Genomic DNA, 13,697 nt, shown 5'->3' with positions numbered 1-13,697 from the left:
TCAATAAGTCGGATTTATAACAACATTTAAAAGACGCAATAGAACTAAGCTTAACCTGAACACAAAATACAGTTAAACTAGCGCTTCAGTATTGTTGAATTTGCAAATTTGGAGCAAATCTATGTCGTGGCTTTCTTCACTTAAATCGGTTTTTTCTCCTGCACAGGAGGTGAAAGAAGAAGAAATCCAAATGGTACTTCAAAATTATATTTTGCCTGATTCAAACAATGGATTAAAAGATCGTATTACTCAAGTCAATGTTGAAGGGCGAGTGTTACAACTGACGATCAATACTTTTCCAGAAGAAGCAGACCATTTGCAAAAAATTCATGATGATCTTGCAGATGCTTTGGAGAAATGCGGTATCCAAGAATTGAATATGCATGTGATTCAACAAAAAATTCAACATGATCACAGTTGTTCAAGCGAGCAACATGGTCAATCTGGACATAGTTGTTCATCAAAACCAAAAGCTGAAAAACCAAATCTACCTCCTGTAGTCGATGCCTCATCGCAAGCGGTTCAAACAGAAGAAGATCCGAATAATCCACCGATTCAAAAAGCTGCACCACAACAACGTGATATTCCTAAACACCCACGAATTAAAAACGTGATTCTGATTTCATCGGGTAAAGGCGGTGTCGGTAAATCTACTACAACGGTCAATATTGCCTTAGCATTGCAAAAACTGGGCTTAAAAGTTGGTGTATTAGATGCGGATATTTACGGACCAAGTATTCCCACGATGCTCGGAAATGAAGGTCAAACCCCGAAAATTGAAGGTGAAAATTTCGTTCCATTAGAAGCTTACAATATGGCGGTGCTTTCAATTGGGCATTTGATTGGTAAACAAAATACGCCCGTCGCATGGCGTGGAGCGAAAGCCACAGGTGCATTGATGCAACTGTTTAACCAGGCACTTTGGCCAGACTTAGATGTCTTGGTTATCGATATGCCACCGGGTACAGGTGATATTCAATTGACCCTCGCACAACGTATTCCTGTAACAGGTGCTGTGATTGTAACTACACCGCAAAACGTTGCTTTAATGGATGCTGTAAAAGGGATTGAACTATTTAATAAAGTTCAGATTCCAGTGATCGGTGTGATTGAAAACATGTCGACACACATTTGTTCAAACTGCGGGCATGAAGAGCAAATTTTTGGTACAGGTGGCGGTGATCAACTTTCTCAACAATACGATATTCCATTGCTTGGGCGTTTACCGCTGAATGTTCAAATACGTGAAAATGCAGATGCAGGTAAACCATCTGTGATTGCAGGCGATGATGCTGCTGAAAGTTATATGGCGATCGCAGAAAAAATTGCACAAACTTTACCTAAAGTTGAAAAAGATCCACATCGAATTTTCTAATGCTGGATTGATACAAAAGTGCTTTGAATAAGTTATGCCAGTTAGTTAAGCATTTTTAATCCTCCTCTTGCGGAACATGCTCCTCACCTTTGATAAAGGAGGGATGAGCAGCACTGCTGCGCAAGGAATCTAAAATTGTTTTAAATTCTCAATAGTTCCCCTCTTTTGCCTTGCGCCATATATGGCTCAGGGTTAGGGGAAATTTATCAATGAGTAATAATAAAATTATGCTTAACTGATTAGCATTCTTTATTTTTATAAGAATGAATCGCTTTTGGAGAGATTCTCCCAAGTTTAAAAAGGATGTTTGATCTTGATTTAAAATCATATATTTATGTTGGAAATACCTATATTACTTAAAACTCTTTTAAAGCCCGTTCACGCCATTTTCTCACTACACTCCAACGCCAATAAAGACGGGTTGCAATAAAAAGAAGCGATGCAAAGATCATTGCTTCAATGAATAAACCCGTTGCAAGAATTTTGGCTAAACTTAAATCAATATGTCCATGACCAAAGTTTTGAATCCAATGAACAATTTGATGGAATACACCTAAAAGCATGTCTTTATTGATCATATGGACATGATAAATTTTTGAACCAATCCAAAAAGCAAAAATTAAAATAGGCACAACTGTAAATGGATTCATGATCCACGCTAAGATTAAACCTATAGGTAAATTTGCTTCAAAGAAAAGTACAGTAAGTACAATTAAAACCGTATGAAACGGAATGGGCAAAATTCCCCAAAATGTTCCAATAAACATGGCTTTAGAAATGGATTTTCGGTTGACGTACCAAAGCTGAGGACTTAAGGCTTTATCGCCAAAAATCTTCATAAATTTCAAATTGTTGACTTTTTCAGGAGAAGGAAGCCAAGACTGAAAAAAACGCTTTGCCATAAACATAGAAAATACAAGAAAGGTATCTATTGTGCCTCAATAGCGGTTGAAACGACAGCTTTAATCAGGATGAGCCGATGAGTGTGCGGGAAAAACTGAGTAGAGAATAGACAATAAAGCTGAAAGTTTTCTTAAAATATGCAGTTGAAATCAATCAGCAATAATGAGTCATTGATTTCATTCAAATTTATAATTCATCACTTTGTATTTTTTCTTTAATCATCAATTTGCTAACTAGACTGATTTTAAAGAGATTATTTGTCCATGCTTTATCTGGTTTTGGATATTTAAAAGACATTTAATTGTAAGATGACTTTGCAGTTCTATGACATTTAAGACGATTTAACTCTATGAAATAGAAATAGAAAAAATATTTATGTGACATAATGTAACACGTTCTCTTACAAATAATTTTTTGCCAATTGAATACAACTGATTTAATCTGCAATTAATCCATTGATGAGGTCATTTAATGATTTCATGGTTTTTTATTGGCTTGGTGGTGACGATTCTTTTGACACCAGGACCAACCAATACGCTCTTAGCATCTTCTGGAATACAGGTTGGAATTCGAAAATCTCTCAATCTTATTCCTGCGGAAGCGCTTGGCTACTTTATCTCCATTAGTATTTGGGGATTAATCATTGGCACTGTTGCAAAACAGTTCCCAACAGTACCGACGATTTTGAAACTATTTAGTGCAGGTTATATCCTATTTTTAGCACTTAAATTGTGGCGTACAGCCAACCGTGATGAAAACTTTAATCAAGCAAGTATTCGCGCACGTGAGCTTTTTGTCGCAACGTTGTTGAATCCAAAAGCATTATTGTTCGCTTCAGCGATTTTCCCGACCTATGTTTGGCAAAATGCATCTGCATATGTGTCGCATATGTTGTGTTTCTTATTGCTTATTGTACCGATTGCTTTCTTTTGGACTTTTATCGGCTCAATTATTTGTAGCAATCAAGTGAGTTGGTTAAATCAACGCAATATGCAAAGAACAGCATCTTTAGTACTGGTGAGTTTTACTGTTCCTCTTAGTTATTCTGCATTGTTAAGTCTTTAATCTATTTTCAAATTATCTATTTAATCTATGCCCCAAGTTTGATGTCATGTGAACTTGGGCATTTCTATTGCTGTTTAAACATTCCTTTCAAATGCGTTTTCAGTTAAAGTACAGCGCAGTATTGAAAATAGATTTTGGGATAGAAAAATGGCAATTAAGTCTGATCGTTGGATTCGTGAAATGAGCGAAAAACACGGCATGATTGAACCGTATGCAGAAAACCAAGTCCGTTATGATGCAAATGGTGAAAAACTCATTTCTTATGGCGTATCTAGCTATGGTTATGATGTCCGTTGTGCACGTGAGTTTAAAGTATTTACCAATGTTCACTCTGCGATTGTTGATCCTAAAAACTTTGATGATAAAAGCTTTATCGATATTGAATCGGATGTATGCATTATCCCGCCGAACTCATTTGCTTTAGCGCGTACTGTTGAGTACTTCCGTATTCCACGTAATGTTTTGACCGTTTGTTTAGGTAAGTCAACCTATGCACGTTGTGGTATCATTGTAAATGTCACGCCACTTGAACCAGAGTGGGAAGGTCATGTGACTTTGGAATTTTCCAATACTACAAACTTGCCTGCACGTATTTATGCAGGTGAAGGTGTGGCTCAAATGTTGTTTTTCGAGTCTGATGAAGTCTGCGAAACGTCTTATAAAGATCGTGGTGGTAAGTACCAAGGTCAAACAGGTGTGACTTTGCCGAAGGTTTAATATAAGTTGTTGATAATAACGTGTATTGTGAGAGATGGGTGGTAAATCCATCTTTCATTCATCGGAAAATAACAATAACGAGCAGATTCTTTTTGCATTTGATTAAATAATTAGCATAATGGAAATTGAGATAAGGTTGGCAAAAAGTATCAACCTTGTTTTAAGTGGGTAAGTAGGGATACCACTTAAAAGGAATATTTAGAAAAATAAAATATGGTGCGGAGCATCGTATAAATAGGAAGGTCAAGATGACTACACTCGGTTATACAGTAAAATTTAAAAAAACTTTACTGGCTTCACTTATTAGTTTGAGTGTAAGTCAATCGTGTTTTGCGCTTGAAGAATTATCGGATGAGAGTTTAAGTGAGTCTACAGGTGAAGGGATTGCACTACTGCCTGAAAATTTCAGCCTCCGTTTTAATGGTGTAAATGATGAGCTTGGTGGTGGATCAATTCGATTGATCCCTGTTGGACCTATTTCTGCAACAGCGGAAAGTAAAGGCTTTCAAAAAGCTGAAGTGTTTGTTAATGGTCTTTCTATAGGGCAGTCAAAAAAGAATGTAGGTGCTGGTCGGGACAAGAATGATTGGGGCGTTGGTTTTGGTACATTAGGAACCACTGTAAATGATTTTGCACGTCCAATAGACTCTTGGGGTAGTGCCCAAAACCCATGGATATTAAAAACTGTAACTGATACTGCAGTTCCTTCATTTTCTGGTACAACTAAGGACGTTTCTTATATCACTTTAGAAGCACCGTTAATGCATGATGTGATCCCGACGACAGGTGCTGAGTCCTCTGCATATAATTTAAAAATGGGTATGTATGCAGATGCTTTTATGCGGGATAAAACTCAAGCTGAAAGTATCACGAATAAAATGCAAGGCTTGTCCAATCGAATTCGTGCGGCGGTGGTTTGGGATGGTTTTTCTGTTAATGGTTCTAACTTAAAAGTATTTCGAACTTTAGATGGGGTAGGTTCGGGTAATACTGGTGGGACTTATGATGTTTATAAGTTGATTGCACAAAAAGATGGGAATGGGAATGTCACAGGCTATATCAATGACACTGCAAATAAGTTAGGTACTTTTAATTATGGCTTATCGAAGTCTTACAATCAAACTTTAGGTGTTGCAGGCATTGTCCGTTTAAATAGCGGAAAAACGGATGGGGTTGATGCTCGTGGCTCAGTAACCTTGGGTGCTGTAACGCGTAAAATTTATCAATTAGATTTTTCCCGAAATGCTGACAATAGTGTAAAACGAGATGCTGCTGGAAATGTAATTTATACACAGGGTTCGGATGTCACGGCTAATCCAAATACCTCTTCAGGCATTTTGCAAACTTACATGCCACCAAATAATGGGCAGAAAACAACAACGTATGATGGTTTACCTTCTGGAGGATCATTTCCAAATGGTGGGCAATGTGCAAGTCCTCAAGCGCAAAACGGTGCGGCAGCTGGGTGTACCATTCAGGAAGGGGTAACTGCACGGCGTTTTGTAGCGACATCGAGTAACAGTTGGAGTATGCCTGCTGTGAAAAGCGTATTACGGATCAGTACACAAGAGCTATTAAACACGGATGCAACGGGAACTCCAGCATTTGGTGGTGCTGTACCGAACTTTAAGGCTAATACAAAAGCAGAAGGAATCTTTTTATATAATCCAAATATTAACCTAGTATTAGGTAGTTTGGCGCAGCCTTTAATATTGGGGACGAATGGTTCTAACTTTTCAATTGAATTAACACGTATCCCAAACAATGCTGCTGTATATAGTAAAATTTATCAACGTTATGCGGATATTCCAGCAGATGTTGCATTAAGTGATGGGAATATCTATTTAGGGAATACGTGTAATATTAATAAATGTGGTGGGACACAAACCATTAATAATGTTACTTATCAGGATTCTAAAGCAACACATAGTAGTATTACCATAGGCTCGACAGTCTACGATGCAACAACCAATAGAACGACAGCGTATAAAGGTATAGAGGCTTTTGGGGTTTCGATTGGGGAATTGCAAACAGAAACAAATTTAAGTAATAGTCTTTCTCAGGATTATACACAAGTATGGAATGCTACAAGGACTCGTTCACAGGATTTCTGGGGAACTTGGTCATATGGTGGTTGGAGTGCTTGGGGCGCAGTTGCTCCCAAGGCAAATGTTGGCGCAAAAGATACTTATGAAACGACTCAGCGTCAAAATATGAATGGGCAGATTTTGGGTATTCAAACAACAATGCCAACAAATATTAATAGCACATTACAAAATATGACACCTGCAGGATCAACACCGAAAAATAATCTTGGTTCAGCTGCAATTGATGGTTTACTAATTCAACATTTTAAATTTACCACCACTGGATTATAGGCTGGAGTATATGATGAATAAAATTAAAGATATTCTTACAGCAAGTCTTGTTGGTCTAATGTTGTTAGGTGTGAATAGTGTGAGTTATTCAGATCAACTGACACCACTTTCTGATACAGATTTGGCACAAGTGAATGGCCAAGCAGGTGTAGATTTAAATCTTAAACTTAGCTTGAATCATACCGCTGATTATAAATTTGATTCAAGCGTGTGCTCGAGCTCACAATTGGAATATTGCCGTTTAGCAATTGCACTGAATAACCGCTATGATGATGGTTCTAATGATACCTATAGCAATGGGGTGCGTGTTCCTTCTGCTACTGGTAAAAATCAATGGTTAGTTTTTAAAGGTATACAAGGTACAGTACTGATTGATAAATTATCATTGGATGGAGCTGATGTTACATTTAAGTCAAAATCTGGAACGGATACGTATCGTGGCGCATTAAATTTTGGTTTTGATCCAAATCAGACTATAAAAATTAGAAATTTTGGCTTTCAATCTCTTTCTATAGAAACGGATACTGCGGTTGCTTCGTCAAGCAGTAATCAAGAAGGTTTTCTATCTACCACAAAATATAATCAAACAACAGATAATACTTTTGATAAATATAATCCTGACACTGGTGTCGCAAGAGAAAAAGGGTTTCTTGGTGTAAGTATGAATGGGAATTTATCACTTGGAGGAAGTATAAAAGTTTTTTCCTGTATAGATCATTCTCGCTGCTAAAAAGGGTAAAAGGATGAATAAAAAGAACGGAATTCATAAAGCATTTGCACTTTCAGCTTTAAGTATGAGTATTATTTTACTTTCGCAGTCAGTCTTTGCTTTGGAAGAGCTAACGGATCAAGCATTAAGTAATGTTAATGGTCAAGATGGTGTGGACTTAAGTATTGATTTTGATCGTGCCAATTTTGATAAATTCTATTGGGAAGATAAGGCTGGTACAGCAACAAATGCAGAGCAAACCTTGAGAGCCAATGCGAATAATGTCGTATTTAGTGGCATGGGAGCCACTCAGCCGGGTGTTAATTTGAAATTTAATGCAGCGAGTGAGGGGAGTAAAACAGGTCTTGATGCTCAATTGGTACTTAAACCTTTCACGATGGCTATAGACAGTTGGACTTTATGTGATACCGCAGCGACGCCGGCCTGTGGTGGGAGTCTTGGGAGTTTAGGGTTGCAAGTCGCAAGTCCAATGGGTATTCGACTAACAACACCAAATGGATTGTTTAGCTCTACAGATCAGGCTGCGTTGAGTTTGGGTTTAAATAATCTAAATTTATTTATTGGGCAGAAACAAAGTCTTGCTGCTCTAACGCAAAACCAATTATTAAGTAAGCTAAATTTTAATTTATCTGGAAAAGGCTTTATTACTATAGATCCAGCAAAAGGATTATTCATTACAACCAATCAAAATGGAGCTACAACGAATAAATCTCATACACCTACCAGTACGTTAGGCTATGTGGATTTTGACCGTGTTGATGATCCGAATAAAAGTTCGATACCTACAGCTCAATATGGAACATATGGAGCAACAAGTTCAGGGATCAATATAGAGCTTTCAACTGTGAAAAATGCTACAGCTGGCGTTTATGATGCGAGTGCGGCTAAAGGTTTAATACGAGTGGGCGCTTCAGGTCGTATCGTTGATGGTACATTACAGATACGAGGGATAAGTGCCGCAGGTAAAATAAATCCAACAGATAACAATCTCACCAATACACATGAGTTGAATAATGTGTTGGGTTTTGCAAATCAAGGTGCAACAACAGCAGCAAGTTCAACAGTCATAGGGAGTTCTGGGATTGGTTTTCGTATGCGTGGATCATTTACCAATGTGGGTGATCAAATGCTAACAGGTGCTAAGGTAGGAAAACCAACAACACTTGAAATAGGCGGTGCAGGCAATGATTCCTATGGTTTTGAATTTTCTAATTTAACCCCACTAATTTCAGGCTCTGCAGAAAGAGCATATTTTGATAGTGGTGACATTTTTCTCAATCTCGCGAATACACAAACAATTAGATTACCAGAAAATAGTGTGCTTCGTACGGCACGCTTTGGTGGAATAGCTGGGCAGTATTTAACGAATGCGAATGATTATATTCAGAAAATACACAATGATGCTATCAACCCATATAGTTTGATTTTAGCTATACGTGGAATGAATTTCCAAGCTTTGTCGCGCCAAGGTAGATTTACCAGTAGCACTGGTATTTCTACTGCGAATGCTTTTACTAATCAAACCAATAATTGGGGGCTAGCACTCCCTATTTATAATTTAAATGCGAACTTGGCAACATATGCAAAAAGTTATACTGGGGATGTATATGGTTTGACCAATGGTATTGTAACCAAATCTACAGTAACAGACTCTCAAAGACTTGGTTTGGCACTAGCTTTAAGTACTGAGGGAAGAGATGCATCAGGTAGTAAAACCACATCAATAATGGTGATTGATGGTAGTCCAGTCAGTACCAATGGAAATAAGCCAACAGATTATTATTTAGGCTTGCGTAATATTGATATGCTTTTACGTGGTTATGGAAGTATGGGTTTTGAGAATGGTAATGTAAATTTGACTATGCCTGATTTGCTGATGGTCATGTCAGCAGAACTTGCCGCAGGTTATTTACCAGGTGCCAAATATAAAAGCTATGCCTATACTTCACCTTTAGATAATTTTAAATTAACTAATGATGTTTTGTTAGGTATCAAAATTAAATTGTTGGGAGATATAGGATTTGCACTCATTCCGAATAATGCGACAGCAGATGGAAATGCGCTTACTATTGTTGGTGATTATAAGTTGACTGACGGTGCAATTCAGTTAAGTGACCCTGTCGATGGATCAATGATGGGATTAGATAATATTTCAGGGAAAATTAGATTTAATAACAGTATTGTGATTGGTAAAAATACGACAGATTACACAGTAGATAAGCAAGGTAATGTTGCCTTTAATTATGCTTTGAACTTTAATCCAGATAAAGATCCAAATGAAGTTTTTAGAGTAAAAGATATTAATTTCTATCCACCAAACTCAAGCAATACCACAGGGCAGCGTTTGGGAGAAATGGTGATGACTGGTGGTCGTTTAAGCAGTAGCTTAACGCTTACACCAAGAAATTAACAAAAGGATATAATGATGAAAAAAATATATAAATCTAAACTCGCACTAGGCATTTTGACTACGATTATGTCTACTTCTATTTTTGCAACTTCTCAAATGCACGAGCTAACAGATAGTGAATTATCTGAACAAACGGGTCAGGCTTTATTATCACTGGGTTTTACTGGTCCATCAGGTGCAGGTGTAGGTGCTACGACTTCGGACTATGGTTTCTATAAACTTGGTCTTGAGGCGAAAGTAGAGTTAAATGCTAATATCAAAAATATGCAGCTTGGCTGTGGCGGTGTAAATGGTGCAGGCGCATGTGATATTGATATGTCTAATATATCTCTAAGTGGCTTGCCTGATGCAAAAGATGCGAGTGGAACACCAACTTGGACCAAAGGACGAGCGAGTAGTAGTGCAGAAATAACGAACCCCTTTTTAGAGTTTGCAATCAAAAACCCAAATTCTGCTTCGACTAGAGAAGTGACTGGATTCCGTTTAAGTGCTGAAAAAATTATGGGATATCTTTCTGCGGGTACAGATAATGTGCAAGATCCGACTGATGGAATAAAAACTTTTAGTGGCTTTCTGAAAGTTGCTCAAACTCCAGTCAATGCGTTTACGGATCCAGCTTATTTTGGTACCACTGAAGATCAACGTATTTTTGCAAAAATTACAGCTTTAGGTTTGTTTCCAAGAACAGTATTTACAGATGCAGCAGCGATGCAATCTTCCACTAATAACGGTAAGCCTTGGGGGATACAGGTCACAAAACAAATTGTGAGTTTTAATTTCCCTGAAACAATTGTAACGGGCAATCGGATGTCTCAGCTCAATTTAGTGGTCAATGATGTTCCAATTCCGACAATTGCAATTGGTGCGGATAGTGGAGCCATTAAAATGTTATTGGATTCGTCTATTTTAAGTGTTAGTGATGCTACTTTCTATATGGGTGCAGAGGGAACAACAGCAGCTGGTTGCGCTGCAAATCTAAATGCGTCGGGTTGTTCATATATTAAGAATTTAAAAGCTAATGTTGCTGTAAAGCAAAATTTTAGTCTGATTCATAACTTGCCAATTACTAGTGGTGGCTATTTGAGTCTCCAAAATGCTGCTGTTAAGTGGCCTGGCAGTGATGCTGCTGATGTGGCACAACCTGGATATTGGTTATCATTTAAAGACCCTTTGGATTTTGGTGCATTGAATCCAACTTCTGGAATTAATATGGATGATGTCTTGCCACAAATTGGTACATTTATTACGAATTACTTGTCGCAAAATAATATTAATTTAGGAGCCGCCAATACATGGAATGCACTTACAGGTGCTCCAATTTATCAAGGTATTGGCTCAATCATACTTGCAGACAATGCACGTGCAGTAATGACCCTAAATAATCTACTTTTAGATAACAACCAAAAACCAGTTAGTAACTGTTATGGTAGTTTAAAATTTTGTTAAAAATTGCACTTTATCGAAATGTATTTGCGGATGAATATAATTTCACCTAAAGTTAAACAAACTAAATTGTCTTAAGGATTAGGACAAATGAAAAAAATAAAAAAATATTGCTGTTGTATTGCAGTTGTTATGAGTCAGACAACATTTGCTTTAGAAGCAATGAATGATGCGGACTTGTCTGCATCTACAGGGCGAGATGGTTTTAATATAAACCTAGGTGTAAGTAGGATTCAAATCAATCAAGCTTCTATTATCGATAATAATGGATTGCCAGCAGATCATTTACTGAAGGCTAGTGCAAATTATGCTGCACCAGCTTCTTATGTGTTAGCTGGGACGGCTGCAAATACACCTGTAACGCTAGATTTTATCGGCGCTAATGCTTCTCCGACTATACAGATGTCTTTAGATACGGATGGTAATAATGGTCATCCTTTTAGCAATATAAACTTTAAATTTGGTCAAAATATTTCTGGGATAAGTGTATCTCCTTTTGCAATTTATCTAGCAGGGGTAAATTCTACTTCAACACCTACTATACAAAAACTAATTTATACAGGTACTGTTCTAAATTCAGATGTATATAAATTATTAACAGTGGGTAGTACATCCAATAAATTGGATATTCTGTTTCATGACACCAATAAACCGTCTATAAATATACAATTAGGTAATGCACCTCAAAATAGAATGTTTCTGTTTCATGGAGCAATAAAGGCAATTTGTTCGACCAGTTGTCCTATAAGTTTGGTGTCAGGAAATACAAGTGCTGCTTTTGATTTGAAAATGACTGCAACAGATCAAACCACAGGTTTTTTACTTGATAATTTTTATGCGGGGTTCGAACCATCGGGCATGGTGATTGGTAATACAGGAACCACAAGCAAAATGGATATAGGGATAAATAATCTTATGCTAGGTGTTCAAGGGCAGACGGATACTAGTTTTGCAGGTTTAAGTAATAGTACTATGGGGTCATTTGGGCTATCAGGTGCTAGCGTAACAAATTTAAAAACGACAATTAAAGGGATGTAGTTTGTATATTTAGAGTTTTTACGACATTAGGTGTTTGAAGTTATTAAGACAATTGTGAAAAGTTTATTTATTTATACTTGATTAAAAAGAGTATAAAAGTTAAAAATAATGATAAGAGTCTGAAATAATTATTTGATAAATATGATTAATTTTAATGAAATAAAACGAGTGTGTATTGTTGGAGCCGGAACTTCAGGTTGGTTTTCAGCCCTCCAAATGAGAAAAAGTCTAAAAGAAAATGTTGAAATTTGTGTAATCGCGACCCCTGAAATTCCAACAGTTGGTGTAGGTGAAGGGGGGGTTCTTAATTTTATGAGCAGTCTTATTCGTTTAGAAATTCCTTTTCTTGAATTTATGCAAGAAACGGACGCTGTACATAAATTGGGATTTGTATATGAAGGGTGGCGAACAGGGAAACCCGATGATATGTATTATCATATGTTTCCTCATTTGAATAAGCATGAAAAAATAAAAGGTTATTACCCAATATTATCCGTTTTAGCAAATCATAATGTAGCTGTCTCTAATATTGTGGATTCGATAAAATTAAGAGAAGAAAATATCTCGCAGCAAAATATTACAGATATGTTTGTGAATATGAAAGATCATAATTTTTTGTCATCTTTTCATTTTGATACTTATAAGGTTGCACAATATTTAAAGAAAATCGCTTTGAACCGCAATATTAAATATATCGAAGCAAAGGTCGATCAAATTCTTGTAAATGCTCAAAGTGGAGACATCGAATTTTTAGAAGTGAATAATCAAAAAATTAAAACTGACTTTGTTATAGATGCTTCAGGTTTTTCTAGAGTTTTTATTGGTAAACACTTTAATAGTGAATGGGTGTCTTTGTCTGATAAATTAGTAATGAATACTGCTATACCATTTCATCTGCAACATAGTTTAAAAAATCCTGAACTTGTTACAAGATCTACGGCAATGAGTAGTGGTTGGGTATGGCAAATTCCTCTACAAGAACGTATAGGCTCTGGTTACGTTTTTAATGATTCTTTTATCAGTCCAGAGAAAGCAGTTGATGAGGTCGAAAGGTGGTTAGGTCACCACATTGACCCAATTAAGATTATTAAATTTGAAGCGGGTTATTATAAAAATATTTGGATAAATAATGTATTGGCAGTTGGGCTATCGTCTGGTTTTGTTGAGCCTTTGGAAGCGACATCTATTGGTCAAATGCTTTTACAACTCGAAGTTTTCGACCAAGTAATTTTAAATTCTGCAGGTATTGTATCAAAGCATTTAGTGGATTTTTATAACCAACAAAATCAAAACTCTTGGGAGGGTGTCGCAGATTTTATCAGAATGCATTATGATACTAATCGTGCTGATACAGATTTTTGGAAATCTACAGTCAATATTCCAATGTCAGAAAAATATAAAGAATTAAAAGAGATTTGGAAATATCGAACACCACGTGATTATGATTTTATAGAGTATCAAATGGATTTAATGCACCATTTTGGGGTATATAGTTGGTTGGCGATAGCACAAGCATTGGGTCATATAAAAGCCGAAGTTACAGTGCCTGAATTGATGGATTTAACTTCTCAGCAGCGTCAAAAATTAGCTAAGGAAATTAACGATATATATCAACGTTTGGGTTTACAACCTAGTTAA

General features: G+C 36.7%; 10 protein-coding genes. 9 read left to right on the top strand and 1 reads right to left on the bottom strand.

Going from position 1 to position 13,697, the window contains the following annotated elements:
• Positions 1-121 precede the first annotated feature (121 nt).
• Positions 122-1,375, top strand: coding sequence for an iron-sulfur cluster carrier protein ApbC (gene apbC / locus CDA10_RS01325; RefSeq protein ID WP_089603716.1), 1,254 nt, complete (start codon positions 122-124; stop codon positions 1,373-1,375).
• A gap of 356 nt (positions 1,376-1,731) precedes the next feature.
• On the opposite strand, the gene CDA10_RS01315 is transcribed toward apbC, so the two are convergent.
• Positions 1,732-2,283, bottom strand: coding sequence for a DUF2062 domain-containing protein (locus tag CDA10_RS01315; RefSeq protein ID WP_171333923.1), 552 nt, complete (start codon positions 2,281-2,283; stop codon positions 1,732-1,734).
• A 466-nt stretch (positions 2,284-2,749) separates the two neighbouring features.
• Between CDA10_RS01315 and CDA10_RS01310 the strand changes: the two genes are divergently transcribed.
• The 8 genes from CDA10_RS01310 to CDA10_RS01275 all read left to right on the top strand — a co-directional run bounded on the left by CDA10_RS01310 (position 2,750) and on the right by CDA10_RS01275 (position 13,697).
• Positions 2,750-3,343: a LysE family translocator gene (locus CDA10_RS01310; protein WP_089603713.1), complete on the top strand. Its 594-nt coding sequence runs from the start codon at positions 2,750-2,752 to the stop codon at positions 3,341-3,343.
• Positions 3,344-3,490: 147 nt separating this feature from the next.
• Entirely contained in the window at positions 3,491-4,060 is a 570-nt protein-coding gene (dcd, locus tag CDA10_RS01305; RefSeq protein WP_089603712.1) for a dCTP deaminase, read from the top strand.
• 248 nt (positions 4,061-4,308) lie between these two features.
• On the top strand, positions 4,309-6,438 hold the full coding sequence (locus CDA10_RS01300; protein ID WP_089603711.1) for a hypothetical protein: 2,130 nt from the start codon (positions 4,309-4,311) through the stop codon (positions 6,436-6,438).
• A 13-nt stretch (positions 6,439-6,451) separates the two neighbouring features.
• Positions 6,452-7,168 (top strand): hypothetical protein, encoded by a 717-nt coding sequence (locus CDA10_RS01295; RefSeq protein ID WP_228704577.1) that lies wholly within the window; start codon positions 6,452-6,454, stop codon positions 7,166-7,168.
• A gap of 13 nt (positions 7,169-7,181) precedes the next feature.
• The gene (locus CDA10_RS01290) at positions 7,182-9,578 is read left to right on the top strand and encodes a DUF6160 family protein (protein ID WP_089603710.1); all 2,397 of its coding nucleotides are present in this window, start codon (positions 7,182-7,184) and stop codon (positions 9,576-9,578) included.
• A 12-nt stretch (positions 9,579-9,590) separates the two neighbouring features.
• Positions 9,591-11,024, top strand: a complete 1,434-nt coding sequence (locus tag CDA10_RS01285; RefSeq protein WP_089603709.1) for a hypothetical protein — start codon at positions 9,591-9,593, stop codon at positions 11,022-11,024.
• Between the two features lie 87 nt (positions 11,025-11,111).
• Complete coding sequence (locus CDA10_RS01280) at positions 11,112-12,059, top strand: hypothetical protein (RefSeq protein ID WP_089603708.1); 948 nt, start codon at positions 11,112-11,114, stop codon at positions 12,057-12,059.
• Between the two features lie 141 nt (positions 12,060-12,200).
• Positions 12,201-13,697, top strand: a complete 1,497-nt coding sequence (locus CDA10_RS01275) for a tryptophan 7-halogenase (protein ID WP_089603707.1) — start codon at positions 12,201-12,203, stop codon at positions 13,695-13,697.

Origin of the sequence: Acinetobacter piscicola, assembly GCF_002233755.1 — a bacterium.
Lineage (GTDB): Bacteria > Pseudomonadota > Gammaproteobacteria > Pseudomonadales > Moraxellaceae > Acinetobacter > Acinetobacter piscicola.
The sequence above is the reverse complement of the archived record's forward strand: the minus strand, read 5'-3'. Positions and strand labels throughout refer to the sequence as shown.